The sequence below is a fragment of the Streptomyces sp. NPDC002776 genome (assembly GCF_053592195.1).
Genome location: NZ_JBSFVG010000001.1, coordinates 720,106 through 746,258, shown reverse-complemented (window position 1 = coordinate 746,258; position 26,153 = coordinate 720,106). Strand labels below are relative to the sequence as shown.

24 protein-coding genes are annotated in these 26,153 nt (G+C 70.6%); 20 read left to right on the top strand and 4 right to left on the bottom strand.

Annotated elements, in window-relative coordinates; all coding sequences use genetic code 11:
• The first annotated feature begins 15 nt into the window (after positions 1 to 15).
• From ACWD11_RS03505 to ACWD11_RS03490, 4 genes are all read left to right on the top strand, one after another.
• Complete coding sequence (locus ACWD11_RS03505) at positions 16 to 2,964, top strand: BTAD domain-containing putative transcriptional regulator (RefSeq protein ID WP_451280999.1); 2,949 nt, start codon at positions 16 to 18, stop codon at positions 2,962 to 2,964.
• Positions 2,961 to 3,677: a prepilin peptidase gene (locus ACWD11_RS03500; RefSeq protein ID WP_389415502.1), complete on the top strand. Its 717-nt coding sequence runs from the start codon at positions 2,961 to 2,963 to the stop codon at positions 3,675 to 3,677. Before ACWD11_RS03505 ends, ACWD11_RS03500 begins: the two co-directional genes overlap by 4 nt.
• Before the next feature lie 73 nt (positions 3,678 to 3,750).
• Complete coding sequence (mqnC, locus tag ACWD11_RS03495; RefSeq protein WP_451115218.1) at positions 3,751 to 4,950, top strand: cyclic dehypoxanthinyl futalosine synthase; 1,200 nt, start codon at positions 3,751 to 3,753, stop codon at positions 4,948 to 4,950.
• 7 nt (positions 4,951 to 4,957) lie between these two features.
• The gene (locus tag ACWD11_RS03490) at positions 4,958 to 5,605 is read left to right on the top strand and encodes an imidazolonepropionase-like domain-containing protein (protein ID WP_451280996.1); all 648 of its coding nucleotides are present in this window, start codon (positions 4,958 to 4,960) and stop codon (positions 5,603 to 5,605) included.
• Positions 5,606 to 5,609: 4 nt separating this feature from the next.
• Here the strand turns inward: ACWD11_RS03490 and ACWD11_RS03485 are convergent, their stop codons facing one another.
• Positions 5,610 to 6,578, bottom strand: a complete 969-nt coding sequence (locus tag ACWD11_RS03485; protein WP_389415499.1) for a chitinase — start codon at positions 6,576 to 6,578, stop codon at positions 5,610 to 5,612.
• A 142-nt stretch (positions 6,579 to 6,720) separates the two neighbouring features.
• On the opposite strand from ACWD11_RS03485, the gene ACWD11_RS03480 reads away from it, so the two are divergent.
• From ACWD11_RS03480 to ACWD11_RS03465, 4 genes are read left to right on the top strand one after another with little or no spacing between them, the layout of a single operon-like run.
• Positions 6,721 to 7,164, top strand: a complete 444-nt coding sequence (locus tag ACWD11_RS03480) for a hypothetical protein (protein WP_451280994.1) — start codon at positions 6,721 to 6,723, stop codon at positions 7,162 to 7,164.
• A gap of 20 nt (positions 7,165 to 7,184) precedes the next feature.
• Entirely contained in the window at positions 7,185 to 9,401 is a 2,217-nt protein-coding gene (locus tag ACWD11_RS03475) for a bifunctional polysaccharide deacetylase/glycosyltransferase family 2 protein (RefSeq protein ID WP_451280992.1), read from the top strand.
• A complete protein-coding gene (locus ACWD11_RS03470) occupies positions 9,402 to 10,508 on the top strand; it encodes an acyltransferase family protein (protein WP_451280990.1) in 1,107 nt (368 codons plus the stop codon).
• Positions 10,505 to 11,200 carry a demethylmenaquinone methyltransferase gene (locus ACWD11_RS03465; RefSeq protein ID WP_389415495.1) on the top strand — a complete coding sequence of 232 codons (696 nt, stop codon included), beginning with the start codon at positions 10,505 to 10,507 and terminating at the stop codon, positions 11,198 to 11,200. Before ACWD11_RS03470 ends, ACWD11_RS03465 begins: the two co-directional genes overlap by 4 nt.
• 42 nt (positions 11,201 to 11,242) lie before the next feature.
• On the opposite strand, the gene ACWD11_RS03460 is transcribed toward ACWD11_RS03465, so the two are convergent.
• Both ACWD11_RS03460 and ACWD11_RS03455 read right to left on the bottom strand, forming a co-directional pair.
• Positions 11,243 to 11,566 carry a PASTA domain-containing protein gene (locus ACWD11_RS03460; RefSeq protein ID WP_389415494.1) on the bottom strand — a complete coding sequence of 108 codons (324 nt, stop codon included), beginning with the start codon at positions 11,564 to 11,566 and terminating at the stop codon, positions 11,243 to 11,245.
• Between the two features lie 133 nt (positions 11,567 to 11,699).
• Positions 11,700 to 12,221: a GNAT family N-acetyltransferase gene (locus ACWD11_RS03455; RefSeq protein WP_451280988.1), complete on the bottom strand. Its 522-nt coding sequence runs from the start codon at positions 12,219 to 12,221 to the stop codon at positions 11,700 to 11,702.
• 99 nt (positions 12,222 to 12,320) lie between these two features.
• Between ACWD11_RS03455 and ACWD11_RS03450 the strand changes: the two genes are divergently transcribed.
• Complete coding sequence (locus ACWD11_RS03450; protein ID WP_389415492.1) at positions 12,321 to 13,610, top strand: geranylgeranyl reductase family protein; 1,290 nt, start codon at positions 12,321 to 12,323, stop codon at positions 13,608 to 13,610.
• A gap of 166 nt (positions 13,611 to 13,776) precedes the next feature.
• On the opposite strand, the gene ACWD11_RS03445 is transcribed toward ACWD11_RS03450, so the two are convergent.
• Entirely contained in the window at positions 13,777 to 14,625 is an 849-nt protein-coding gene (locus ACWD11_RS03445) for a C40 family peptidase (RefSeq protein ID WP_451280986.1), read from the bottom strand.
• A gap of 718 nt (positions 14,626 to 15,343) precedes the next feature.
• Between ACWD11_RS03445 and ACWD11_RS03440 the strand changes: the two genes are divergently transcribed.
• The 11 genes from ACWD11_RS03440 to nuoK are packed head-to-tail and all read left to right on the top strand — an operon-like array spanning position 15,344 to position 26,147.
• Entirely contained in the window at positions 15,344 to 15,703 is a 360-nt protein-coding gene (locus ACWD11_RS03440; protein WP_003974383.1) for an NADH-quinone oxidoreductase subunit A, read from the top strand.
• A gap of 14 nt (positions 15,704 to 15,717) precedes the next feature.
• A complete protein-coding gene (locus ACWD11_RS03435) occupies positions 15,718 to 16,272 on the top strand; it encodes a NuoB/complex I 20 kDa subunit family protein (protein ID WP_056552623.1) in 555 nt (184 codons plus the stop codon).
• Positions 16,269 to 17,006 (top strand): NADH-quinone oxidoreductase subunit C, encoded by a 738-nt coding sequence (locus ACWD11_RS03430; protein WP_389415490.1) that lies wholly within the window; start codon positions 16,269 to 16,271, stop codon positions 17,004 to 17,006. Before ACWD11_RS03435 ends, ACWD11_RS03430 begins: the two co-directional genes overlap by 4 nt.
• Positions 17,003 to 18,325 (top strand): NADH-quinone oxidoreductase subunit D, encoded by a 1,323-nt coding sequence (locus ACWD11_RS03425; RefSeq protein WP_389415489.1) that lies wholly within the window; start codon positions 17,003 to 17,005, stop codon positions 18,323 to 18,325. Before ACWD11_RS03430 ends, ACWD11_RS03425 begins: the two co-directional genes overlap by 4 nt.
• Positions 18,322 to 19,194, top strand: coding sequence for an NADH-quinone oxidoreductase subunit NuoE (nuoE, locus tag ACWD11_RS03420; protein WP_451280983.1), 873 nt, complete (start codon positions 18,322 to 18,324; stop codon positions 19,192 to 19,194). The genes ACWD11_RS03425 and nuoE overlap by 4 nt, the downstream gene beginning before the upstream one ends.
• Positions 19,194 to 20,543, top strand: a complete 1,350-nt coding sequence (nuoF, locus tag ACWD11_RS03415) for an NADH-quinone oxidoreductase subunit NuoF (RefSeq protein WP_451280981.1) — start codon at positions 19,194 to 19,196, stop codon at positions 20,541 to 20,543. The genes nuoE and nuoF overlap by 1 nt, the downstream gene beginning before the upstream one ends.
• A complete protein-coding gene (locus ACWD11_RS03410; protein ID WP_451280979.1) occupies positions 20,540 to 23,044 on the top strand; it encodes an NADH-quinone oxidoreductase subunit G in 2,505 nt (834 codons plus the stop codon). Before nuoF ends, ACWD11_RS03410 begins: the two co-directional genes overlap by 4 nt.
• Positions 23,041 to 24,402, top strand: a complete 1,362-nt coding sequence (nuoH, locus tag ACWD11_RS03405; protein WP_451280977.1) for an NADH-quinone oxidoreductase subunit NuoH — start codon at positions 23,041 to 23,043, stop codon at positions 24,400 to 24,402. The genes ACWD11_RS03410 and nuoH overlap by 4 nt, the downstream gene beginning before the upstream one ends.
• Positions 24,395 to 25,036 carry an NADH-quinone oxidoreductase subunit NuoI gene (gene nuoI, locus ACWD11_RS03400; RefSeq protein WP_389415484.1) on the top strand — a complete coding sequence of 214 codons (642 nt, stop codon included), beginning with the start codon at positions 24,395 to 24,397 and terminating at the stop codon, positions 25,034 to 25,036. The genes nuoH and nuoI overlap by 8 nt, the downstream gene beginning before the upstream one ends.
• A complete protein-coding gene (locus ACWD11_RS03395; protein WP_451280975.1) occupies positions 25,033 to 25,851 on the top strand; it encodes an NADH-quinone oxidoreductase subunit J in 819 nt (272 codons plus the stop codon). The genes nuoI and ACWD11_RS03395 overlap by 4 nt, the downstream gene beginning before the upstream one ends.
• Entirely contained in the window at positions 25,848 to 26,147 is a 300-nt protein-coding gene (nuoK, locus tag ACWD11_RS03390; protein ID WP_250070882.1) for an NADH-quinone oxidoreductase subunit NuoK, read from the top strand. Before ACWD11_RS03395 ends, nuoK begins: the two co-directional genes overlap by 4 nt.
• Positions 26,148 to 26,153: the final 6 nt, after the last annotated feature.

Genomic DNA, 26,153 nt, shown 5'->3' with positions numbered 1-26,153 from the left:
CCCAGGACACCTCCCATGCCGCGACGCTCCAGCTCGACGGGAAGCCCGACGGGAAGCCCGACCACCCCGCGGAACCGGACCCCGCAGCCCGTGCGGGTGCACCGGCGTTCGGTCGGGGACTTCGTCAAGGCGTTCCTCGCGTTCGTCGCGCTGCTCGTGCTGGTCGTCGGGGTGCCCGGGGCGCTGGCGACGCAGTTGGGGTGGCCGCTGCCCAGTACCTGGGCCCCGCAGAGGTGGCTGAGCGACGAGCTCAGCGTCGGCACCTTCCTCGACATCCTCACCTTCTTCGTCTGGGTCGCCTGGGCCCAGTTCACCGCCTGCGTGATCGTCGAGATGAAGGCCGCCCTGTCGGGCGTCGGCGTCCCCGGGCGCGTACCCGGCGCCGGGCCCAGCCAGTTGCTCGCCCGCCAGCTCGTCGCCGCGCTGCTCCTCGTCGGCGCCACCGCCGCCAGCCTCACGCCGGGGCTCTCCCAGCTCGGCCAGAGCCTGGACACCAACCAGCGCGGTACCGTCGCCGCCGCCCAGCAGGCGCCCGGCGGCGGTCTCTTCGCCCAGCAGCAGGAGCAGGCCGCGGCCTCCGCCGCCGCCCTCGCCGAGCAGGCGTCCCACGCCGAGGCGGCAGCGCCCAGCAGCGCCAAGGACGGCGACACGAAGTACTACCGGATCCAGCCGCCCGAGGGCCGCCACCACGACTCCCTGTGGGAGATCGCCGAACGGCACCTCGGCGACGGCCGCCGGTACAAGGAGATCTACCAGCTCAACAAGGACCGGGTGCAGCCCGACGGCAGCAAGCTGTCCGAGGCCAGCCTCATCCGGCCCGGCTGGATCATGGAGATGCCGGGCGACGCCCGCGGCGGCGAACTCGTCGAGATGCCCGACGAGTCCCCCGACGTCTCGCCGGAAGTCGAGCAGCAGATCCACGACTACGCCAAGACCGGCGGCGACCACGCCCAAGGGGGCGGCGGCGCGGGGGCCGCCCACGTCTCCCTCCCCGAGCAGCGCCCCGCCCCCGACCGGCACACCGGGCACCAGCAGCCGGCCCCCCAGGCCACCCCGGCCCAGGAGTCCGACTCGTCCTTCGGCCTCCCCGAAGCCCTCCTCACCGCCCCCCTCCTCGCCGCCGGCCTCCTCGGCGCCCTCGGCCGCCGGCGCCGCCAGGCCATGTGGCAGTCGGCGCTCGGTTCCGTCGGCGGGCGGCGCGGCATGGAACCGCCCACGCCCACCGGCGACGCCGCCGACGCCCAGGACGCCCTCCTGGTCGGCGCCGACCCCGAAGGCGTACGACTGCTGGACCGTTCCCTGCGCGGGCTCGCCGCGTCCCTCGCGGCGGAGTCCCGCGCCCTGCCCACCGTCTACGCGGCCTGGCTCAGCAACGGCGATCTGCATCTCCAGCTCGCCCAGCCCGCCGGGAAGCCCCCCGCGCCCTGGCAGCTCGGCCAGGACCAGACCTTCTGGATGCTGGCCCGCAGCGACGCCGAACGGTACGAGGACGCGGACACCGCCGCGCCCTACCCCGGCCTCGTCAGCCTCGGCACCATGGACGACTCCCGGCTGCTGCTGAACCTGGAGTCCGTCCCGGGCATCGTGTCGCTGAGCGGACGCGAGGCCGACCGGGCCGCCGTATTCGCCTCCGTCGCCGCCGAGTTGGCCACCAACGGCTGGTCCGACCGCATGACCATCACCCTCGTCGGGTTCGGCCAGGACCTCACCCCGCTCGCCCCCAACCGGCTGCGCCACCTCGACGGCATCGACGACCTCATCGAGACCATGGAGGCGGAGACCCGGCAGCGCCGCGGCGCGCTGGGGGCCACCGGACACGACTCCGTGCTCACCGGCCGTACCGGGCCGGCCCAGCACACCCGTTGGGCCCCGCACCTCGTCCTGCTCGCCGCGCAGCCCTCCGCCGAGGACGCCGTCAAGCTCGCCGAACTCGCCTCCGACGCAAGCCGGCTCGGCATCGGCTACCTCGTCGGCACCGAGACCGGCGATCTGCCGGGCGCCGCCTGGGAGATGGAGATCACCGGCGAGGGCAAGCTGCTCGCCCCGCTGCTCGGCCTCGAACTCGAGGCGCAGCTCCTGCCCGCCGCCCAACAGCGGGCCGTCGTCGAGCTGTTCGTCCAGGCGGACCCCGACCACGGCCCCGAGGGCGGCCCCGCCAACACGCCGCCGTTCCTCGTCGACATCAGCGAGCAGGGACGGCCCGCGGTCTACGCCCGGCTCGTCGGCCCGTACGAGATCATCGGCCTCGACACCCCGGACGGCGAGCGCAGCGCCCTGCTCCACGAGGCGCTCGCGCTGCTGCTGCTGCACCGCGAGGGCGTGCACCCGCGCGTGCTGTCCTCCGCGCTGTGGCCGCGCGGAGTCACCGAGGACGTGCGCGACGCGCTGCTGGAGCGGCTGCACGCGTGGCTCGGCACCGACCCGGACGGCAGCCCCCGGCTGCGCACCGACGCCACCGGGCGGCTCACGCTCGCCAAGTCCGTCGTCTCCGACCTCGACGTGCTGCGCTCGCTCTACCACGAGGCCACCCAGGGCCGGGGCGTCAACAGCCGACAGGTCCGGGGGCGGCTGCTCACCGACGCGCTCGTGCTGGTGCGCGGACCGCTGCTCGCCGACCGGCCCGAGGGCCGCTACCGCTGGCTCACCCACGAGATCATCGACGCCCAGCTCCCGCTGCTGGTCGCGGACATCGGGCTCGCGCTGTCGGCGTTCCACCTGGAGAAGGACCGCGCGGAGAAGGCCATCGAGGCACTCACCGCCGCCCTGAACTCCGCGCCCGCCGACGAGCGCCTGTGGCACGAGCTGCTGCGCGCCACCCACGCCACCGGCGACACCGCCCGCCTCCAGGCCCTGGCCGCCGACCTGATCACCCGCAGCGGGGCGCGCGGGCTGCCGCCGCGCACGGAGGCGCTGCTCGACGAGCTGCTGCCGGCCTGGCGCTCCGGCGCCGTCGCCGCGGGATGACCGAGGTGATCGCCGCCGCCCTGTGGGGTGCGGCGGCGGGCGCGTTCCTGCCCCGGGCCGTGTACCGCTTCTCGGCCCCGGCCGGGGAGCCCTGGCGGGACGGCTGCCCGGACGGACATCCGGTACGCGGCTGGCTCGGGCGCGCGCACTGCACGACCTGCGCACGGTCCTACGGTCCCGGCGCCGCCCCCCTCTCCCTGGCCACCGCCCTCGTCTGCGCCGCCCTCGCCGCGGCCACCGGCACCCGCCCCGAGCTGGGCGTATGGCTGCTGCTCGCCCCCCTCGGCGTGCTGCTCGCGGTCGTCGACTTCCGGGTGCAGCGGCTGCCGGACCCGCTGACCCTGCCGTTCGCGGCGGCCGCCCTCGCCCTGCTCGGCGTGGCCGCATTCGTCCCCGAGCACACGGGGGAGTGGCTCACCTCTCTCTACGGCGCCCTCGCCCTCGGCGGCGGCTACCTCGTCCTCTTCCTCATCAACCCCTCCGGCATGGGCTTCGGCGACGTCAAGCTCGCCCTCGGCATGGGCGCGGTCCTCGGCTGGTACGGCTGGTCCACGCTCATGCTCGGCACCTTCGCCGGCTTCCTGCTCGGGGCGCTGTACGGCGGCGCCCTCGTCGTCGCCCGGCGGGCGGGGCGCAAGACGGCGATCCCGTTCGGCCCGTTCCTGATCACCGGGGCTTTTCTGGGCCTGCTGGCCGGGGCCTACGCAGCCTGACGTCGGACGCCGATTAGGCCTGGCGTACGCTGGATCAGTCCGTCCACAACCCTTGACGAAAGGGACGCCGCCGGTGACCGAGAAGGCCGACCTTCAGTCCGTCCTCGACCGTGCCGCCGCGGGCGGGCGCATCACGCCCGAGGAGGCGCTCGACCTCTACCGCGACGCCCCGCTGCACGCGCTCGGCGCCGCCGCCGACGCCGTGCGCCGCCGCAGGTACGCGGGCACCGAGCACATCGCGACGTACATCATCGAGCGCAACATCAACTACACGAACGTCTGCGTGACGGCGTGCAAGTTCTGCGCCTTCTACGCCGCCCCCAAGGACACGGCCAAGGGCTGGACCCGCGACCTCGACGACATCCTGCGCCGGTGCGCGGAGACCGTCGAGCTCGGCGGCACCCAGATCATGTTCCAGGGCGGCCACCACCCGGACTTCGGCGTCGAGTACTACGAGCACCACTTCGCCGCCATCAAGAAGGAATTCCCCCAGCTGGTCATCCACTCGCTGGGCGCCTCCGAGGTCGAGCACATGGCCCGCATCTCCCAGGTGTCCGTGGAGGAGGCGATCCGGCGGATCCACGCCGCCGGCCTCGACTCCTTCGCCGGTGCCGGCGCCGAGCTGCTGCCCGCCCGCCCCCGCAAGGCCATCGCGCCGCTGAAGGAGTCCGGCGAGCGCTGGCTGGAGATCATGGAGATCGCCCACGGGCTGGGCGTCGAGTCCACCTCCACCATGCTGATGGGCACCGGCGAGACCAACGCCGAGCGCATCGAGCACCTGCGGATGATCCGCGACGTACAGGACCGCACGGGCGGCTTCCGCGCCTTCATCCCGTACACCTACCAGCCCGAGAACAACCACCTGAAGGGCCGCACCCAGGCCACGCTCTTCGAGTACCTGCGAATGATCGCCATCGCCCGGCTCTTCATGGACAACATCGCCCACATCCAGGGCTCCTGGCTCACCACCGGCAAGGAGATCGGCCAACTCTCCCTGCACTACGGCGCGGACGACCTCGGCTCGATCATGCTGGAGGAGAACGTCGTCTCCAGCGCGGGTGCCAAGCACCGCTCCAACCGGCTGGAGATCATCGACCTGATCCGCAAGGCGGGGCGGGTTCCCGCCCAGCGGACGACGACGTACGAGCACATCGTCGTGCACGACGACCCGGCGGACGACCCCGTCGACGAGAGGGTCATGTCGCACATCTCGTCCACGGCGATCGAGGGCGGTACGGCGCACCCCGAGCTGAAGCTGCTGGCCTCCAACTAGGCCCGCCGTGCTGACGATCCACGCGGCGCCGCTCGTCCTGCCGGTCGGCGCCGCGCCGGTGCCCGACGGGGCGGTCGTCGTCGACGGCGACCGCGTCGCGGCCATCGGGCCGTACGACGAGCTGGCCGCGTCCTTCGGGAGCGCGCGCACCCGCCGCTGGCCGGGAGTGCTGACCCCGGGGCTGCGGCAGTGGCACGGGCGGTGGCTGCTGACCCGGGTCTACCACCCCGACCCCCGCGAGGCGGACGAACTCGGCACCGAGCCCGTCACGGGTGCCGCCCTCGACGAACTCGCCCCGGACGCGGGCCGGATGGCGGGCAGCGTCCGCCGCGGGCTGCAGCGGATGCTCGCGCACGGGACGACCCACCTCGGCGGCCCCTTCCCGCACGCCGTACGGCAGTCCGTGGTGCGCGCGGGACTGCGCGAGGTGCCCGAGCCGTGGCGCTCGGCCCCGCCGGTGTGGGACGGGCCGGACCTGGATCCCTTCGCCGAGGGCTCCGGCCTCCCTGATACCGTCCACGGCCCGCTCACCGTCGGCGGCGCGGCCGATCTCGCGGTCTTCGACGTGCCGGACGAGGCGGCACTGCTCGCCGAGGGGGCGCGGACCTGCGTGGCCACGGTGCTCGGCGGCCGGCTGGTGTACCGGCGGCGCTGACCCCTCAGCCGGCGAACGCCTCCCCGAACGCGCCTGAACTCTGCTTCACCCCACTGCACTTGGTCAGTGAGTCCGCCCCCTCCGCACACTCCTGGTCCCGAAGCGTCGACCACATCGACACCCAGGCGATCTCCTTCCGCTCCGCGAACCGCCGTACCTGCGCCGCGTCCTGGAGCGTGAAGGTCTCGCCGTCGACATCGTTCACGCCGATCATCGAGGTCAGCGCCATGCCCCGCCAGGCGGCGGCGGAGGACGTGCCGAAGACGTCCCGGAGCTGGGCGTGCGCCGCCTTCGCCGCGGTGAGGGCGTAGTCGCCCATGTCACCGCCGTAGGACTCGCCGTAGTTCATCGTCATGAGGTTGACGGTGGAGACCTGGACGGCGTGGTCGTTGGCCGAGCGGAGGAGGGCGACGCCGGCGTCGTCGAGGCCGGCCGGCATCACCGGGAGCGTGAAGGAGACCGTGAGACCGGTGCGCTCCCGCTGGAGCAGGGCTATCGCCTCCGCGCGCAGGTCCACCGAGTCGGAGTCGGTCAGTTCGTCGCCCTCGATGTCGAAGTCGGCCTGGGTGGAGCCGGCCGCGTCGAGTGCGTCGCCGTACGCCTTCGCCAGCGCCTCGGCGCTGTCGCAGTGCTGGGCGAGCTCGTCCCCGGAGGCGCCGCCGAAGGAGACCCGGACCGTGGCACCGGACTCCTTCAGCTCGGCGACCCGGGACGCCACCCGGGCGGCGTCCACGTCGTACACCCCGCTCCAACTCGGCGTGCAGTCACTGCCGTCCGCGATCACGAAGGCCAGGTTGTACGTCGCCGGGGAGCCGGCCGTGTCGGTGGCGGAGGCGGTGAGGGCGCTGACGTAGGGGGCGTAGGGCGTGGTGCTCTCGGTGCTTGCCGTGCTTCCGGATTCCGCCGAGCATCCACTCGTTGCCAGGGCAAACATCAGGGTGAGTCCGGCCGTCGCCTTCAGAAATCTCCGCATCCACCGAATGTCCCACATCGCCCCCGGAAGTCAGCCGCAGCGGCCGAACTCTCAGCGAACGGACAGCTCAGGGAGTTTTTCATGGGCGTCTCACATGAATACCGGCGCCTCGGACACATAAAGCTTCCCTACTGTCCGGGGAATGCATTCCGAGCCTGCCATCGAAAGCCGCGCCGCGATCCGCGGTCGCCGCCGCAAACGCGGCAACGGGTCCGTCGAAGGGCCCGTGTTCGTTGACAACTCCGGACGCCGGTCGCGGATGCTGCGCCGTATCGGCATCGTCGTGGGCGTGGGCTGCGTCGGGTACGCGGTCGTCCTGGGGATGGCCTTCATGGGCATCGGCACCTCGATCACCCCGGCCGAGCTGCTGCCGTTCGGCACCAGTGCCCAGGGCGCCGGGCCGGGCGGTGTCCCGGGCGAGCAGCCGCAGGGCGGCATGGGAGGCCAGGTCCCGCCCAGCGGCGCCCCGTCGGCCCCGCCGGCCGGCACACCCGCGCCCACCGCTTCCGCGTCCACCTCCGCCGCTCCCGCGTCCACCTCCGCCGCCTCCGCGTCCACCTCCGCCGTGGCGGACTCCGCCAACTGACCCTGGACCGCAGCCACTCCATGACTACGACGCCACCCTCACGCGGCCGTCGGCGCGCCCCCACCCGGATGAAACGGGTGGCCGGCAAGGCCGCGGCGCTGCAGAAACCGCGTGTCATCCTCGCCCTGCTGCTCCTGCTCGCGCTGACCAGCGTCATGCTGCTGGACGGCTACCTGCGCGCCGAGGTCGGCGGCGACCAGCGCGTGCGCAGCGGGGCCAGCTCCAGCGACGTGCCCGACGACATCCTCGACGGCGGCCCGATCCTCACCTTCCGGGGCGGCCGGGCCGGCACGGTCTCGGTCCCGGACAAGACCATCGCCCTCACCTTCGACGACGGCCCGAACCCCACCTGGACGCCCCAGGTCCTGGAGATCCTGGAGGAGTACGACGTCCCGGCCACCTTCTTCGTGGTGGGCTCGATGGTCTCCCGCTACCCGGGCATCGTGAAGGACCTGGTCGACCAGGGCAACGAAGTCGGCATCCACACCTTCACCCACGTCGACCTGTCGTACCAGAGCGACGCCCGGGTCACCCGGGAGATGACCCAGACCCAGCTCGCCCTCGCGGGCGCGGCCGGCATCACGACCACGCTGTTCCGGGCGCCGTACTCCTCGGAGACGGACGCCATCGACAACTACAGCTGGCCCGTGTACCAGGCGCTCGGCGAGGACGGTTACACCAGCGTCTTCATCGACACCGACAGCGACGACTGGAAGCGGCCGGGTGTCTCGAAGATCGTCAAGTGGGCCACTCCGGCGGAGGATCAGGGCGCGTCCGTGCTCTTCCACGACGCCGGCGGCGAGCGGTCCCAGACGATCAAGGCGCTGCCCCGCTACATCGAGAAGATGCGGGCGAAGGGATACACCTTCACCACGATCAGCGGGGTCATGCAGGAACAGGGACCCGCTGCCGCTCCCGGCGGCTCCGGCCTCCAGGCCGCCCACCGCGAGGCCACCGGCGCCACCCTGTACGAGGGCAAGGCCCTCGTCGCCGCCGTCGCCGTCGCCGAGTGGACGGTACCGGCGCTCTCGGTCGGCCTGATGGTCGTCGGGGTGGCGGTGCTGGGCCGGTTCGGGATGATGCTGCTCCTCGCCCGCCGCCACTACCGGCAGCGCAACAGACGCCGGTTCAGCTGGGGTCCGCCGGTCACCGCGCCGGTCAGCGTGATCGTCCCGGCGTACAACGAGAAGGAGTGCATCGCCAACACCCTTGAATCGCTGGCGAGGAGCACCCATCCGATCGAGATCATCGTCGTCGACGACGGCTCCACCGACGGCACCTCCGAGATCGCCCGGGCCGTGGCCGACTCACTGGGCATGCGCAATGTCCGCGTCGTCCGCCAGGAGAACGCGGGCAAGCCCGCCGCGCTGAACAACGGCGTCCGCAGCGCCAGTCACGACATCGTCGTGATGATGGACGGCGACACCGTCTTCGAGCCGGACACCGTACGGCAGCTCGTGCAGCCCTTCGCCGACCCGGAGGTCGGCGCCGTCGCGGGCAACGCCAAGGTCGGCAACCGCGACACCGTCATCGGCGCCTGGCAGCACATCGAGTACGTGATGGGCTTCAACCTCGACCGGCGCATGTACGACCTGCTGCGCTGCATGCCCACCATCCCGGGCGCGATCGGCGCGTTCCGCCGGGAAGCGGTGCTGGAGGTCGGCGGGATGAGCGAGGACACCCTCGCCGAGGACACCGACATCACCATCGCCATGCACCGCGCGGGGTGGCGGGTCGTCTATCAGGAGCACGCGCGCGCGTGGACCGAGGCGCCGGGCTCGCTCAGGCAGCTGTGGTCGCAGCGCTACCGGTGGTCGTACGGCACCATGCAGGCGCTGTGGAAGCACCGCAAGTCCCTGACCGACAAGGGGCCTTCGGGCCGCTTCGGGCGGGTCGGCATGCCGCTCGTGGTCGTCTTCCAGATCGTCACGCCGGTCTTCGCCCCGCTGATCGACGTCTTCACCGCCTACTCGATGATCTTCATCGACTTCGGGGCGGCCCTGCTGGCCTGGCTCGCGGTGCTGGCCGTCCAGCTGGTGTGCGCGGCGTACGCCTTCCGCCTCGACCGCGAGAAGTACCGCTATCTGCTGATGATGCCGCTCCAGCAGCTGGCCTACCGGCAGATGATGTACCTCGTCCTGATCCACTCCTGCATCACGGCCCTGACCGGCGGCCGGCTGCGCTGGCAGAAGCTGAAGCGCACCGGTGAGGTCGGGACACCGGCGGGGGCGGGCTGAGTGGGCGCGCACCGGCGCGGGGGGACGGTCACCGCCGTAGCGGCCCACCCCGTTCGTGACCGCTACTTCGACACCCTCCGCGCGGTCGCCCTGATCCGGGTCGTGACCTACCACACCTTCGGCTGGGCCTTGGCCGGACTCGTCTTCCCCTCCATGGGCGTCATGTTCGGCCTGGCCGGCACCCTGATGGCCAAGTCCCTGGAGCGGTCCGCGCCGAAGGTGGTGCGCGGACGTCTGCGTCGTCTCCTGCCGCCCTTCTGGTTCTGGGCCTTCTTCGTGGTCCTCGCCATGCTGATCCACGGCTGGATGCCGGGCCCGGCGATCGTCTACTGGGTCCTCCCGCTCGGCGACCCGCCCGGCAGCGCGTGGGGCGTCCAGGCGTACGAGATCCTCTGGTACCTGCGGACCTACCTCTGGCTCGTGCTCCTGTCTCCCCTGCTGCTGAGGCTGTTCCGGCTCGCGCCCCTGGCCGTCCTGCCGGCCTCGCTCGCCCCGGTCCTGGTGCTGCACTTCCTCTGGACACCCCCGGACGACCGGCTCGGCAGCGCCCTGTGGGACCTGTCGACGTACCTCTTCTGCTGGATCCTCGGCTTCGCGCACCGCGACGGCGTGCTCCAGCGGACGAGACCGGCGGCGGTGGTCCTGCTGTCGCTCGCCGCGCTCGGCTACGGCGGCTGGTACGCCTTCGCCCACCAGGGCGCGTACGGCACCTACGACCTGGACGAGATCCCGCTCGCGCAGGCCGTCTGGTCGGCGGGGTTCGTGACGCTGCTGATGTGGGCCAAGGCGCGGTTCCGCATCGACTTCGCGGGGCTGGCCCGGTTCCGCCAGCTGGACCGGCTGGTGACGGTCTTCAACGCGCGTGCCGTGACGATCTACCTCTGGCACGAGATCGCCCTGATCCTCGCCGTCCCGCTGATCGACCGGTTCTGGGAGGTGCCCGCCTTCGCGGCGTATCTGCCGCTGGAGAGCCAGTGGTTCCTGTTCGGCGTCGGCTGGGTGCTGATCGCGGGGTTGGTCCTGCTGTGCGGGTGGGTGGAGGACGTGGCGGCGAAGCAGCGGCCGAGGCTTCTGCCGGGACGGGGTGCTGCAAGAATGGGCGCGTGACCCGCGCTTCCCTGAACAAGCAGCCGCACGAAGTCGCCTCGATGTTCGACGACGTCGCGGAACGGTACGACCTGACGAACGACGTGCTCTCGCTCGGCCAGGACCGGGTGTGGCGCAAGGAGGTCGCCAGAGCGGTCGACGCCCGCCCCGCGCAGAAGGTCCTGGACCTGGCCGCCGGTACGGCGACCTCCTCCCTGCCCTTCGCCCGCACCGGTGCCTATGTCGTCCCCTGCGACTTCTCGCTCGGCATGCTCCAGGTCGGCAAGCGCAAGCACCCCTGGCTGCCGCTGACGGCGGGCGACGCGACGAGGCTGCCCTTCAAGGACGACGCCTTCGACGCCGTCACGATCTCCTTCGGCCTGCGCAACGTCCAGGACTTCGACGCCGCCCTGCGCGAGATGTACCGGGTGACCAGGCCCGGCGGCCGGGTCGTCATCTGCGAGTTCTCGCACCCGACCTGGGCGCCCTTCCGGACCGTCTACACCGAGTACCTGATGCGCGCCCTGCCGCCGGTCGCCCGCGCGGTCTCCTCCAACCCCGAGGCGTACGTGTACCTCGCGGAGTCCATCCGCGCCTGGCCCGACCAGCCCGCCCTCGCCGAGCGGCTGCGGAAGGCCGGCTGGTCGAAGGTGGCCTGGCGGAACCTGACCGGCGGGGTCGTCGCCCTGCACCGGGGCTTCAAGGAGAGCTGAGACGCCGGGCCGGGGCTTCGAGGCGAGCCGGCACGCCGTCGCTCAGGCGAACCCGGACGCCGGGGCGTAGGAGTGACCGGTCGGCTCGTCCAGCTCCCGCTGCGTCCCACCGCCCGGCGGACGCGGCGCTCTCGGCTCGCGCACCCCGGAACCTCCGCCGCCCTCGCCCTCGGCGAACTCGAACCAGACGGTGACCACGGCCCCGCGCGGCACCTCGACGCCGGGCGCCGGGTACTGCCGTACGACGTAGTCCACGACGGCGAGCCGGAGGTCGGGGCGGTCGGGGGAGGCGATCAGCACGCCGCGTGCCTCGGCCGACCTGCGCGCGTCCACGGCCATCAGACCGACGAGGCGCGGTACGCGCACTTCGGTTGTCCTGGGCGGTATGTACACAGACGTCACCCCCTGCGGTACCGGCAGAGTAACCCCCGCCGGGTACCACCCGGAAGCGTTAAGTGTCTTTCTGTGACAGTCAGTTACTCTGAGTAACGCAACTGCGTCAAGCCGCTCCGCTTGTCAGGTCCAAGCGGTAGCAGTGCCCCTGCCGATCGCTCGTCGGCGTGCGGAACACCTCGGCGAGCCGCATGCCCAGCCGCCGGGTCACCGCGATCGAGCGCTCGTTGCGGGCGTCCACCATCGCCACCACGCTCGGCACGCCCGCCGTCCGCACCCGCTCCAGCGTCAGCCGCGCGGCCGAGGTGACGTACCCCTTGCCCCAGTGCTCCCGCGCCAGCCGCCAGCCGATCTCGATCTCGCCCGTGGGCCCCCACTCGCGCTCCCAGGGCTGGGCGCCGGTGAAGCCGATGACCCGGTCGGACTCGTCCAGCACGGACCACAGACAGAACCCGCGCTCGGCGTCGTGCCGCCGCTGGCGGGCGGTGAGCTCCTCGTACACCGACAGTCCGGCGGACCTGCCGCCGTGGAACTCCATGACGTCCGGGTCGTCGAAGAGCCGGTGCCAGACGACCGCGTCCTCGTCGGTGGGGACGCGCAGCCGTACTGCGGGGAGAGCTCGGTTCACGGGGGGCAACCCTTCAGCCGGGTGATCGCTGCTGCTGAATAGACTGCCCGTGTCCTGTGCCGGTCGGCACGCAGATTTCGAACTTGGGGAGATCCCGCCGTGACCGAGCCCCTCCTCTCCGACAACACCGCTGATGTGATCGTCGTGGGCGCGGGGCCAGCCGGCTCCACGACCGCGTACCACCTGGCCAAGGCCGGACTCGATGTGCTGCTGCTGGAGAAGACCGAGTTCCCGCGGGAGAAGGTCTGCGGTGACGGCCTGACCCCGCGCGCGGTCAAGCAACTCGTGGCGATGGGCATCGACATCTCCGAGGAGGCCGGCTGGCTGCGCAACCAGGGCCTCAGGATCATCGGCGGTGGTGTCCGGCTCCAGCTCGACTGGCCCGAACTCGCCTCCTTCCCCGACTACGGACTGGTCCGCAAGCGCGACGACTTCGACGAGCAGCTCGCCCGCCAGGCCCAGAAGGCCGGCGCCCGGCTGTACGAGCGCTGCAACGTCGGCGCCCCGATCGTCGACGACCGCACCGGCCGGATCACCGGCGTGCACGCCAAGCTCGGCGAGGAGAAGCACGAGGTCGCCTTCCACGCGCCGCTCGTGGTCGCCGCCGACGGCAACTCCACCCGCCTGTCCCTGGCGATGGGCCTGCACCGCCGCGAGGACCGCCCGATGGGCGTCGCGGTCCGGACGTACTTCGAGTCCCCGCGCCACGACGACGACTACCTGGAGTCCTGGCTCGAACTGTGGGACCGGCGCGGCCCGGGCGAGGACCGGCTGCTGCCCGGCTACGGCTGGATCTTCGGCATGGGCGACGGCACCTCCAACGTCGGCCTGGGCGTGCTCAACACCTCCGACTCCTTCAAGGAGCTGGACTGGCGCGAGGTGCTGAAGGCCTGGTGCGCGTCGATGCCGGAGGAGTGGGGCTACACCCCGGAGCACATGACCGGCCCGATCCGCGGCGCCGCGCTCCCGATGGCCTTCAACCGCCAGCCCCACTACACCAAGGGCCTGCTGCTGGTCGGCGACGCCGGCGGCCTGGTGAACCCTTTCAACGGCGAAGGCATCGCCTACGCCATGGAGTCCGGCCAGATCGCCGCCGACGTCATCGTCCAGGCCCACGCCCGCCAGACCCCCGCGGGCCGCGAGATGGCCCTCCAGCGCTACCCGCGCGTGCTCAAGGACACCTACGGCGGCTACTACACGCTGGGCCGCGCCTTCGTGAAGCTCATCGGCAACCCGAAGGTCATGAAGATCGCCGCCCAGCGCGGCCTGACACACCCGCTGCTGATGAAGTTCACCCTGAAGATGCTCGCCAACCTCACCGACCCGACGGGCGGCGACGCGATGGACCGCATCATCAACGGCCTGAGCAAGGTGGCCCCGAAGGCCTGAACGGCCGCTGAGCGCCCGAACGTCGACGGCCGGGGCGGAGGAGTCCTTCCTCCGCCCCGGCCGTCCCACACCGCCGACCTCGGCCGACAGCGATGCCGGACGGGGCCGCTGCCCCCGAGCGGCTGCGGCCCCGTCCGTACTGTTGTGCCCCTTTTCGGGCTGTGCGTCAGAGTACGCGCACCGCGCCCGAGGCGGGATAGCCGGAAAGGTCCTGAATGACCACGCCCTTGGAGGGGTTGGCCGCGTCCAGGTACTGGCCGTCGCCGATGTAGACGCCCACGTGGTACGCCGAACCCTTGCCGCCCCAGTAGAGGATGTCGCCGACCTGGAGGCTGGACAGGGAGACGTCCGTGCCGACCATCGACTGGTCCTGGGAGATCCGGGGGAGGTCCACGCCGACCTGCTTGAAGGCGGCCTGCACCAGCGAGGAGCAGTCCCACGCGTTCGGGCCGGTGGCGCCCATGACGTAGGCGTCGCCCAGCTGTGCCTTGAGGAAGGCGATGACCGTGCCGACGCTGCCGCTCGCGGGGGCGGAAGCGGTGGCGGTGGTGGTGGCGGTGGCAGTCGTGCTGGTGGCGGCGAGCGTGGTCCGCTCGGCGCTGCGCGCGGCGCGCTCGGCGGCGGCCTTGCGGGCCGCCTCGGCGGCCTCCTTCTTGGCCTCCGCCTTCTTCTTGGCCTCCGCGAGGTCGGCCTTGGCCTCCTTCGCGGCCGCCGCGGCTGCGGCGTCGCGCTCGGCCTGCAGCTCGTAACCGGCCGCGGCCTGCTGCGTGACGTCCGCGGACTCGGCGACCTGAGCGGCCAGGTCGGCCGTCAGGGTGGGCAGTTCGATGGTCTGCGTGACCGGCTCGGCGGCGCTCGCCGTGGCCGACGCACCCGCCGCTGCCATGCTGAGGACGCCACCGGCAACTCCGGCGCGCATCGCGAGGGTCGTGGACCCGGAGCGGCGGGGTTTCCGGTGGCTGCGTATGTGAGCGGTGTGGGACATGAGAACAACCGGTATCAGGGGCTCCTCCATACCTTCAAGAAACGTGTGCTGCGCCACAGTTGTTCAACCGACCCCCCGAAAACCTCTCCTGACGCCCTTTATTGACGCCGTAACGGACATTGCGGACGCCACCCCGCACGCCCGTGATCACGCGCTTTCATCGGTTCGCCCGAATTGCCCCGCGCCTACCACTGGTTGGGACAAGTGGCCAAGCCCGGTTCTCATCGGCCTCTCATGAGTGTGGCGGAGGTCACGCAACGGTCACAGCGACGGGTGCGTCCCCCGTGCGCGACCGACCCCCCGATCGCTCGTGAACGCGTGCACGCGTCCACACCTCGCCCCGCGCCTCCCTCTGATGTGTGAACGCGGTCCTCTATCAGGGCCCCGGGTCCATCTCCAATTTGCATGCAAGGGAAGTCTCTTGATATTGAGACGACCCCTCCGAGCTGCGCCGACGAGCGGAAATGTCACCTCAGGTGATCACTTGCATGCCTCGCGTACGAAGATCACCACTCATCCGACTTCATGATCCTTCGTCAGGTGGTGGAGATCACAAAGCTTGTGCAATACCCCGTGTCGCAGATCACAGAGCGGCGGGCATAAGATGCGAGGCAGTTGGGCTTGTGACCTGCTTCACATGTTCTCGATCTTCGCCGGGACGGGCGGGGTTCGAGGAACCGGTGGGACAGGAGTGGCGAGTCCGACGCAACCGCCAGCAGTCAGTGCCGACTGAGAGGAGCGAGGAGCGGTGAACGCGTATGCGCCCATCCTCGTACTGGGAGCCCTCGGGGCAGGCTTTGCGATCTTCTCCGTGGTCATGGCCACGCTGATCGGTCCGAAGCGGTACAACCGGGCCAAGCTCGAGGCCTACGAGTGCGGCATCGAGCCGACCCCCACGCCGGCCGGCGGCGGGCGTTTCCCGATCAAGTACTACCTGACGGCGATGCTCTTCATCATCTTCGATATCGAGATCGTCTTCCTCTACCCCTGGGCCGTCACCTTCGACGCCCTGGGGATTTTCGGGCTCGTGGAGATGCTGCTCTTCGTGCTCACCGTCTTCGTGGCGTACGCGTACGTATGGCGGCGCGGCGGCCTGGAATGGGACTGAGGGGCCTTTAACTCATGGGACTCGAAGAAAAACTGCCGAGCGGCTTCCTGCTGACCACCGTCGAGCAGGCCGCGGGCTGGGTGCGCAAGGCGTCCGTCTTCCCGGCCACCTTCGGCCTCGCCTGCTGCGCCATCGAGATGATGACCACCGGCGCCGGCCGCTACGACCTGGCGCGCTTCGGCATGGAGGTCTTCCGCGGTTCCCCGCGGCAGGCCGACCTCATGATCGTCGCCGGCCGGGTCAGCCAGAAGATGGCGCCGGTGCTCCGGCAGGTCTACGACCAGATGCCGAACCCCAAGTGGGTGATCTCCATGGGGGTCTGCGCCTCCTCGGGCGGCATGTTCAACAACTACGCCATCGTGCAGGGCGTCGACCACATCGTCCCGGTCGACATCTATCTGCCCGGCTGTCCGCCCCGGCCCGAGATGCTGCTGGACGCGATCCTCAAGCTCCACCAGAAGATCCAGACCTCCAAGCTCGGCGTGAACGCCGAGGAGGCGGCCCGCGAGGCCGAGGAAGCCGCGCTCAAGGCGCTCCCCACGATCGAGATGAAGGGGCTGCTGCGATGAGCGACACGAACAACGGCGTCAACCCCGAGAAGGACCTCGGCACCGAGAACCTCCCCGGCCAGCGGGGCGACGGCGGCGAGGAGATCCGCGTCCAGCGCGGCATGTTCGGCGCCAACAACGGCGGCGACACCTCCGGTTACGGCGGCCTGGTCCGCTCGGTCCGGCTCCCGGGACCGGCCACCCGCCCCTACGGCGGCTGGTTCGACGAGGTCGCCGACGAACTCGAGGGCGCCCTGGAGGAGCAGGGCCTCCTGCCGGAGAACGCCATCGAGAAGACGATCGTCGACCGCGGCGAGCTCACCTTCCACATCGAGCGCGAGCATCTGCTCCGCGTCGCCCGCACCCTGCGCGACGACCCGGCCCTGCGCTTCGAGCTGTGCACCGGCGTGAGCGGGGTCCACTACCCCCACGACAAGGGCCGCGAGCTGCACGCCGTCTACCACCTGCGCTCGATCACCCACAACCGGCTGATCCGCCTCGAGGTCAGCGCCCCCGACAGCGACCGCCGCGTCCCGTCGCTGGTCTCCGTCTATCCGACCAACGACTGGCACGAGCGCGAGACCTACGACTTCTTCGGTCTCGTCTTCGAAGGCCACCCGGCCCTGACGCGGATCATGATGCCGGACGACTGGCAGGGCCACCCGCAGCGCAAGGACTACCCCCTCGGCGGCATCCCCGTCGAGTACAAGGGCGCCCAGATCCCGGCTCCGGACCAGCGGAGGTCGTACTCGTGAGCACTTCCCACGCTTCCCCCCGCGAGACCACCGAGGGCACCGTCTACACGGTCACCGGTGGCGACTGGGACGAGGTCGTCCAGTCCGCGGCCCGCGCCGACGACGAGCGCATCGTCGTCAACATGGGTCCCCAGCACCCCTCCACCCACGGAGTGCTCCGGCTGATCCTGGAGATCGAGGGCGAGACGGTCACCGAGGCCCGCTGCGGCATCGGCTATCTGCACACCGGCATCGAGAAGAACCTCGAGTTCCGCACGTGGACGCAGGGCACCACGTTCGTGACGCGCATGGACTACCTGACGTCCTTCTTCAACGAGACCGGCTACTGCCTCGCCGTCGAGAAGCTCCTCGGCATCGAGGACCAGATCCCCGACCGGGCCACCCTGATCCGGGTGCTCCTGATGGAGCTCAACCGCCTCTCCTCGCACTTGGTGTGCATCGCCACCGGCGGCATGGAGCTCGGCGCCACCACGATCATGATCTACGGATTCCGTGATCGTGAAATGATTCTCGACATCTACGAGCTCATCACGGGCCTGCGGATGAACCACGCGTACATCCGCCCCGGCGGACTCGCCCAGGACCTGCCGCCGGGCGCGGTGGACCAGATCCGCGAGTTCGTGAAGAAGATGCGCAAGAACCTCCCGGAGTACGACAAGCTCGCCACCGGGAACCCCATCTTCAAGGCCCGTATGCAGGACGTCGGCTACCTCGACCTGGCCGGCTGCATGGCCCTCGGCGCCACCGGACCCATCCTGCGCTCCACCGGCCTGCCGCACGACCTGCGCAAGTCCCAGCCGTACTGCGGCTACGAGACCTTCGACTTCGACGTCCCCACCGCCGACACCTGCGACTCCTACGGCCGCTTCCTGATCCGCCTGGAGGAGATGCGCCAGTCGCTCAGGATCGTCGAGCAGTGCCTGGACCGGCTGCAGCCCGGCCCGGTCATGGTCGCCGACAAGAAGATCGCCTGGCCCGCCCAGCTCGCGCTCGGTCCGGACGGTCTCGGCAACTCCCTCGACCACATCAAGAAGATCATGGGCACCTCCATGGAGGCCCTGATCCACCACTTCAAGCTGGTCACCGAGGGCTTCCGCGTTCCGCCGGGACAGGCGTACGCGGCCGTCGAGTCGCCCAAGGGCGAGCTCGGCGTGCACGCCGTCTCCGACGGCGGCACCCGCCCCTACCGGGTCCATTTCCGCGACCCGTCCTTCACCAACCTTCAGGCGATGGCGGCGATGTGCGAGGGCGGCCAGGTCGCCGACGTCATCGTCGCTGTCGCGTCCATCGACCCCGTGATGGGAGGCGTCGACCGGTGACCACCAGTTCTTCGGAGCAGGGCGTCAGCCTGGGCATGCCCGAACTGCCCGCGCCCGGCTACCCGGACGACGTCCGAGCCCGGCTGGAGCGGGACGCGCGCGAGATCATCGCCCGCTACCCCGACTCCCGGTCCGCGCTCCTTCCGCTGCTGCACCTGGTGCAGTCGGAGGAAGGCCATGTCACGCGCACCGGGATGCGGTTCTGCGCGGACATGCTGCAGCTGACCACGGCCGAGGTCACCGCGGTGGCCACCTTCTACACCATGTACCGGCGCCGCCCGAGCGGTGACTACCAGGTCGGGGTGTGCACCAACACGCTGTGCGCGGTGATGGGCGGCGACGCGATCTTCGAGGCGCTCCAGGAGCACCTCGGCATCGGCAACGGCGAGACCACCGACGACGGCAAGGTCACCCTGGAGCACATCGAGTGCAACGCGGCCTGCGACTACGCGCCGGTCGTGATGGTCAACTGGGAGTTCTTCGACAACCAGACCGTGCAGAGCGCCAAGCGCATGGTGGACGACCTGCGCGCGGGAGCACCGGTTTCCCCCACGCGCGGGGCGCCGCTGTGCACCTTCAAGGAGACGGCCCGGGTCCTGGCGGGCTTTCCCGACGAGCGGGAAGGGGCAGTCGAGGCCGGCGGAAGCGCGGGACCCGCTTCGCTGATCGGTCTCAAGCTGGCCAAGGGGGAGACCGCCCCCGCGCGCGTGGTGCACCCGCGCGACGGCGGACCTCATGAGGAGCCGCAGGACACGGCAGTGCACGAGCCGTCACCCACGCAGCACCTGAGCTCACACGACGCGCCGCAGGACACATCGGCCTCCGACCCGGCCCACCCGGCCGGGCCTGCTGCCGAGGAGGGGGAGTGATGACCTTGGCACCCGAGCTGAAAGACACCGGCCCCGAGAAGCTGCTCGCACCCGTGCTGTCGGCCTTCTGGGACGAGGACAAGTCCTGGACGCTGGACGTCTACCGAAGGCACGAAGGATACGAGGGACTCCGCAAGGCGCTCGCCATGTCGCCGGACGACCTCATCGCCTATGTGAAGGACTCCGGTCTGCGCGGGCGCGGCGGCGCGGGATTCCCCACCGGAATGAAATGGCAGTTCATTCCCCAGGGAGATGGAAAGCCGCACTATCTAGTTGTCAACGCCGACGAGTCGGAGCCCGGAACCTGCAAGGACATCCCGCTCCTCTTCGCGAACCCGCACAGCCTCATCGAGGGCATCGTCATCGCCTGTTATGCCATCAGGTCGTCTCATGCCTTCATCTACCTGCGGGGTGAAGTCGTCCCCGTGCTGCGGCGGTTGCACTCGGCCGTGAGCGAGGCCTATGCGGCCGGCTACCTCGGAAAGAACATCCTCGGCAGCGGCCTCGATCTCGAACTCACCGTGCACGCGGGCGCCGGGGCGTACATCTGTGGTGAAGAGACCGCACTGCTCGACTCGCTCGAAGGCCGCCGTGGTCAACCGCGGCTCCGTCCCCCCTTCCCTGCGGTGGCGGGCCTCTATGCCTGCCCCACTGTGGTGAACAACGTCGAGTCGATCGCGTCGGTTCCCGCGATCCTGCACAAGGGCAAGGACTGGTTCAGGTCGATGGGCAGCGAGAAGTCCCCGGGCTTCACGCTCTACTCGCTCAGCGGCCATGTCGCGAGCCCCGGCCAGTACGAGGCCCCGCTCGGCATCACCCTGCGCCAGCTGCTGGAGATGAGCGGCGGCATGCGGCCCGGCCACCGGCTGAAGTTCTGGACGCCGGGCGGCTCCTCGACGCCGATGTTCACCGACGAGCACCTCGACGTCCCCCTCGACTACGAGGGAGTGGCCGCCGCCGGTTCGATGCTCGGCACCAAGGCGCTCCAGTGCTTCGACGAGACGACCTGCGTCGTCCGCGCCGTCACCCGCTGGACCGAGTTCTACGCCCACGAGTCCTGCGGCAAGTGCACGCCCTGCCGTGAGGGCACGTACTGGCTCGTGCAGCTGCTGCGCGACATCGAGGCCGGCAAGGGCGTGATGAGCGACCTCGACAAGCTGAACGACATCGCCGACAACATCAACGGCAAGTCCTTCTGCGCCCTCGGCGACGGCGCCGCCTCGCCGATCTTCTCCTCGCTGAAGTATTTCCGCGAGGAGTACGAGCAGCACATCACGGGCCGCGGCTGCCCCTTCGACCCGGGCAAGTCGACGGCCTGGGCCGACCACCGTACGGAGGTGAACGCATGACTGTGACCACGAGCGCTCCCTCCGGAGGGGGAGAGGCGGCGGTCCCGCCGGAAGATCTCGTCTCGCTGACCATCGACGGCGTGGAGATCAGCGTGCCCAAGGGCACCCTGGTCATCCGGGCCGCCGAACAGCTCGGCATCGAGATCCCCCGCTTCTGTGACCACCCGCTCCTCGACCCGGCCGGCGCCTGCCGCCAGTGCATCGTCGAGGTCGAGGGCCAGCGCAAGCCGATGGCGTCCTGCACCATCACCTGCACCGACGGAATGGTGGTGAAGACGCATCTGACCTCGCCGGTCGCCGAGAAGGCCCAGCACGGTGTGATGGAGCTGCTCCTCATCAACCACCCGCTGGACTGCCCGGTCTGCGACAAGGGCGGCGAGTGCCCGCTGCAGAACCAGGCCATGTCGCACGGCCAGGCCGAGTCCCGCTTCGAGGGACGCAAGCGGACCTACGAGAAGCCCGTGCCGATCTCCACGCAGGTGCTCCTCGACCGCGAGCGGTGCGTGCTGTGCGCCCGCTGCACCCGCTTCTCCAACCAGATCGCGGGCGACCCGATGATCGAGCTGGTCGAGCGGGGCGCCCTCCAGCAGGTCGGCACCGGCGAGGGCGACCCCTTCGAGTCGTACTTCTCCGGCAACACCATCCAGATCTGCCCGGTCGGAGCGCTCACCTCGGCGGCGTACCGCTTCCGCTCCCGCCCCTTCGACCTGGTGTCCTCGCCGAGCGTCTGCGAGCACTGCTCGGGCGGCTGCGCCACGCGCACGGACCACCGGCGCGGCAAGGTCATGCGCAAGCTCGCCGCAGACGACCCCGAGGTCAACGAGGAGTGGATCTGCGACAAGGGGCGGTTCGCCTTCCGGTACGCGCAGCAGCGGGACCGGCTCCAGACGCCGCTGGTGCGCAATCCCGAGGGCGAACTGGTGCCGGCGTCCTGGCCGGAGGCCCTGCAGATCGCGGCCCAGGGGCTGCTCGCCTCGCGCGGGCGGGCCGGTGTCCTGACCGGCGGCCGCCTCACCATCGAGGACGCCTACGCGTACAGCAAGTTCACGCGCGTGGCGCTCGATTCCAACGACATCGACTTCCGCGCGCGCGTGCACAGCGGCGAGGAGGCCGACTTCCTGGCGGCCCGGGTCGCCGGACGCGGCCGTGACCTCGACGGTACGGGCGTCACCTACACCCTCCTGGAGAAGGCGCCCGCGGTCCTGCTCGCCGGGTTCGAGGCGGAGGAGGAGGCGCCCGGGATCTTCCTGCGGCTGCGCAAGGCCTGGCGCAAGCACGGCCAGCAGGTCTTCTCGCTCGCCACGCACAGCACCCGCGGCCTGGAGAAGGCCGGCGGCGTCCTGCTGCCCGCCGCTCCCGGCACCGAGACCGAGTGGCTGGACGCCCTCGCGAGCGGGGTCGGACTGGAGGGCGACGGTGCCAGGGCCTCCGAGGCGCTGCGCACCGAGGGCGCGGTGATCGTCGTTGGGGAGCGGCTGGCCGGTGTGGCGGGCGGGCTCACCGCCGCCGTACGGGCCGCGTCCGCGACCGGCGCGCAGCTGGTGTGGATCCCGCGACGGGCCGGTGAGCGCGGCGCCGTGGAAGCCGGCGCGCTGCCGTCGCTGCTGCCGGGCGGCCGTCCGGCCACCGACCCGCGCGCGCGGGAGGAGGTCGCCGCGGCCTGGGGCGTGGCCGAGCTCCCGCACCGCTACGGACGCGACACCGGCCAGATCGTGGAGGCCGCCGCCACCGGTGAACTCCAGGCCCTGGTGGTCGCCGGACTCGAGATCGCCGACCTGCCCGACCCGGCACGCGCGCGCGTGGCGCTCGCCGAAGCCGGCTTCCTGGTCTCGCTGGAGCTGCGGCCGAGCGAGGTCACCGAGCTCGCCGACGTGGTCCTGCCGGTCGCCGCCGTCGCCGAGAAGGCGGGCACCTTCCTCAACTGGGAAGGCCGGGTGCGCTTCTTCGAGGCCGCGCTCAAGCCCGACCACATGACCCGCCGCCTGCCCCCGACCGACGCCCGCGTCCTGCAGATGCTGGCCGACGCCATGGACGTCCACCTGGGCCTGCCGGACCTGCGCACCGCGCGTGCGGAGCTGGACCGGCTGGGCGCCTGGGACGGGCCCCGGGCCACCGAACCCCTGGAGACCGGGGCGCAGTTGCCGCGGCCCGCCGCCGGGGAGGCCGTGCTGGCCGGGCACCGGCTGCTGCTCGACCAGGGACGCCTCCAGGACGGTGACGAGGCGCTCGCCGGCACCCGGCACACCGCCCACGCGCGCCTGTCGGCCGCCACGGCCGCCGAAGCGGGGCTGAAGGAGGGCGACCTCCTCGCGGTGACCGGCACCGCCGGGACCGTGCAACTCCCGCTCAGGATCACCGCGATGCCCGACCGGGTGGTCTGGCTGCCGCTGAACTCCACCGGTGGCGGCGTCGCCTCCGACACCGGGGCGCGGCCCGGCTCCCTCGTCCGCATCGGCCCGGCGACGCTCGCCACCGGAGCACCCAAGGAGGTGGAGGCATGAGTGTGTTCCTCGCCGCTGAAGACCTCTCGATGTTCGGCCGTGACCCCTGGTGGCTGGTCGTCGTCAAGGCGGTCTTCTGCTTCGCCTTCCTGATGGTGACGGTGCTGTTCTCCATCGTGTGGGAGCGCAAGGTCGTCGCCTGGATGCAGCTGCGCATCGGCCCCAACCGGCACGGCCCCTGGGGCATGCTCCAGTCGCTCGCCGACGGCATCAAGCTGATGCTGAAGGAAGACGTCATCGTCAAACGCGCGGACAAGGTGGTCTACGTCCTCGCGCCGATCATCGCGGCCATCCCGGCCTTCATGGCGATCGCGGTGATCCCCTTCGGCCCGGCCGGGAACGAGATCTCGATCTTCGGCGAGCGCACCACGATGCAGCTCACCGACCTGCCGATCGCGATGCTCTACATCCTCGCGGTCGCCTCGGTCGGCATCTACGGCATCGTGCTGGCGGGCTGGAGCTCCGGATCCACGTATCCGCTCCTCGGCGGCCTGCGCTCCTGCGCGCAGATGATCTCGTACGAGATCGCCATGGGCGCCGCCTTCGCCTCGGTGTTCCTCTACTCGGGGTCGATGTCGACGTCCACGATCGTCGAGGCGCAGCACGACCGCTGGTACGTCGTCCTGCTGCCGGTCTCCTTCCTCATCTACATCGTCACGATGATCGGCGAGACCAACCGCGCCCCCTTCGACATGCCGGAGTCCGAGGGCGACCTGGTCGGCGGCTTCAACACCGAGTACTCCTCGATCAAGTTCGCGATGTTCATGCTCGCCGAGTACGTGAACATGGTGACGGTCTCGGCGGTGTCGGTGACGCTCTTCCTCGGCGGCTGGCGGGCCCCCTGGCCGGTCTCCACCTTCTGGGAGGGCGCCAACCACGGCTGGTGGCCGCTGCTCTGGTTCGTGATCAAGGTGCAGCTGCTGCTCTTCTTCTTCATCTGGCTGCGCGGCACCCTGCCCCGCGTCCGCTACGACCAGCTGATGAAGCTCGGCTGGAAGGTCCTGATCCCGGTCTCCGTGGTCTGGCTGATGCTCGTCGCGACGGTACGGACCCTGCGCAACGAGAACTACGACTTCGCCGACATCGCCCTCTATGTCGGCGGCGGCGTCCTGGTGCTCCTGCTGCTCTCCTTCGTCGCGGACATGTTCCGCGGCAAGCCGAAGGAGGAGGAACCCGCCGCCCCGGCCGCCGAATTCGACGCGATGGCGGGCGGATTCCCCGTACCGCCACTGCCCGGACAGGAGCTGCCACCGGTGCCGCGACGCCGTTCGCGCCGGGAGCGGGAGCTGATTGTCAGTGGTGGGCCCGATACTCAGAGTGACGGATCTCTGGATGGAAAGGAGGCGTCCGATGGCTGAGGAGCCCAAGGAGACCAAGCCCGGTTTCCAGAATCCCGTGGCCGGCTTCGGCGTGACCTTCAAGGCCATGTTCAAGAAGCGGCTGACCGAGCAGTACCCGGAACAGCAGAAGACCACCGCTCCCCGGTTCCACGGACGGCACCAGCTCAACCGCCATCCGGACGGCCTGGAGAAGTGCGTCGGCTGCGAACTGTGCGCCTGGGCCTGCCCCGCCGACGCGATCTATGTGGAGGGCGCGGACAACACCGACGAGGAGCGCTACTCGCCGGGCGAGCGGTACGGCCGCGTCTACCAGATCAACTACGCCCGCTGCATCCTGTGCGGCCTGTGCATCGAGGCGTGCCCCACGCGCGCGCTCACGATGACGAACGAGTTCGAGCTGGCCGACTCCAGCCGCGCCAACCTCATCTACACCAAGGAGCAGCTGCTCGCCGGTCTCGAGGACGGCATGGTCGACTCGCCGCACGCCCTCTACCCCGGCACGGACGAGCAGGACTACTACCGGGGCCTGGTGACGGAGGCCGCGCCGGGCACCACCCAGCAGGTCGCGCTCTCCAAGGGCGAGGTCCCGCAGGAGGCCGCCTCGACGTTCGGCGAGGACGAACCGGCGTCGGGGAAGGTGGTCGGCCGATGACCGTGCAGCTCGCCGCCTACTCCACCTCCACCGGCGAGGCCTTCCAGTTCTGGATCCTCGGCACGGTCGCGGTGATCGGCGCCCTGTGCACCGTCTTCATGAAGAAGGCCGTGCACAGCGCCCTCTGCCTGGCCGGCACCATGATCGTCCTGGCGGTGTTCTACCTCGCCAACGGCGCCTACTTCCTGGGCGTCGTGCAGATCGTCGTCTACACCGGCGCGATCATGATGCTGTTCCTGTTCGTGGTGATGCTGGTCGGCGTGACCGCCGCGGACTCCCTGAAGGAGACCATCAAGGGCCAGCGCTGGCTGGCCCTTCTGTGCGGCCTCGGCTTCGGCATCCTGCTGTTCGCCGGGATCGGCAACGCCTCCCTGACGGAGTTCAACGGCCTCGCCCAGGCGAACGCGGGCGGCAATGTGGAGGGCCTGGCCGTCCTGCTGTTCACGAAGTACGTCTTCGCCTTCGAGATCACCGGCGCCCTGCTCATCACGGCCGCCGTCGGTGCCATGGTGCTCACTCACCGGGAGCGCACCGAGCGGGCCAAGACGCAGCGCGAGATGGCCGAGCAGCGGGTGCGCGAGGGCAAGAACGTGCCGCCGCTGCCGGCGCCCGGCGTGTACGCCCGGCACAACGCCGTGGACATCGCCGGTCTGCTGCCCGACGGCACCCCCTCGGAGCTCACCGTCAGCAAGACGCTGCGGGAGCGCGGCCAGATCCGTGATGTGTCCACCGAGGCGCTCAACGACCTCAAGGCCCTGGAACAGCGGGCCGAGGAGCGCCTGGAGCGCACCAAGAGCGGGGAGGCGTTGAAGTGAACCCGGTCAACTACATCTACCTCGCGGCCCTGTTGTTCACGATCGGCGCCACCGGCGTACTGATCCGGCGCAACGCGATCGTGGTGTTCATGTGCGTCGAGCTGATGCTCAACGCCTGCAACCTCTCGCTCGTCGCCTTCTCCCGGATGCACGGCAATCTCGACGGCCAGATCCTCGCCTTCTTCACGATGGTCGTCGCCGCCGCGGAGGTCGTGGTCGGGCTCGCGATCATCGTGTCGCTGTTCCGTTCCCGCCACTCGGCCTCGGTCGACGACGCCAGCCTGATGAAGCTGTAAGGGGTC

Bases quoted from the DNA above. Each gene is read 5' to 3' on its own strand.
- nuoF (WP_451280981.1), top strand. From the start codon at position 19,194: ATGACCTTGGCACCCGAGCTGAAAGACACCGGCCCCGAGAAGCTGCTC.
- ACWD11_RS03485 (WP_389415499.1), bottom strand. From the start codon at position 6,578: ATGCGGAGATTTCTGAAGGCGACGGCCGGACTCACCCTGATGTTTGCC.
- ACWD11_RS03410 (WP_451280979.1), top strand. From the start codon at position 20,540: ATGACTGTGACCACGAGCGCTCCCTCCGGAGGGGGAGAGGCGGCGGTC.
- ACWD11_RS03445 (WP_451280986.1), bottom strand. From the start codon at position 14,625: ATGGAGGAGCCCCTGATACCGGTTGTTCTCATGTCCCACACCGCTCAC.
- nuoI (WP_389415484.1), top strand. From the start codon at position 24,395: ATGGCTGAGGAGCCCAAGGAGACCAAGCCCGGTTTCCAGAATCCCGTG.
- ACWD11_RS03500 (WP_389415502.1), top strand. From the start codon at position 2,961: ATGACCGAGGTGATCGCCGCCGCCCTGTGGGGTGCGGCGGCGGGCGCG.
- ACWD11_RS03505 (WP_451280999.1), top strand. From the start codon at position 16: ATGCCGCGACGCTCCAGCTCGACGGGAAGCCCGACGGGAAGCCCGACC.
- ACWD11_RS03430 (WP_389415490.1), top strand. From the start codon at position 16,269: ATGAGCGACACGAACAACGGCGTCAACCCCGAGAAGGACCTCGGCACC.
- nuoH (WP_451280977.1), top strand. From the start codon at position 23,041: ATGAGTGTGTTCCTCGCCGCTGAAGACCTCTCGATGTTCGGCCGTGAC.
- ACWD11_RS03395 (WP_451280975.1), top strand. From the start codon at position 25,033: ATGACCGTGCAGCTCGCCGCCTACTCCACCTCCACCGGCGAGGCCTTC.
- ACWD11_RS03480 (WP_451280994.1), top strand. From the start codon at position 6,721: ATGCATTCCGAGCCTGCCATCGAAAGCCGCGCCGCGATCCGCGGTCGC.
- ACWD11_RS03475 (WP_451280992.1), top strand. From the start codon at position 7,185: ATGACTACGACGCCACCCTCACGCGGCCGTCGGCGCGCCCCCACCCGG.
- ACWD11_RS03435 (WP_056552623.1), top strand. From the start codon at position 15,718: ATGGGACTCGAAGAAAAACTGCCGAGCGGCTTCCTGCTGACCACCGTC.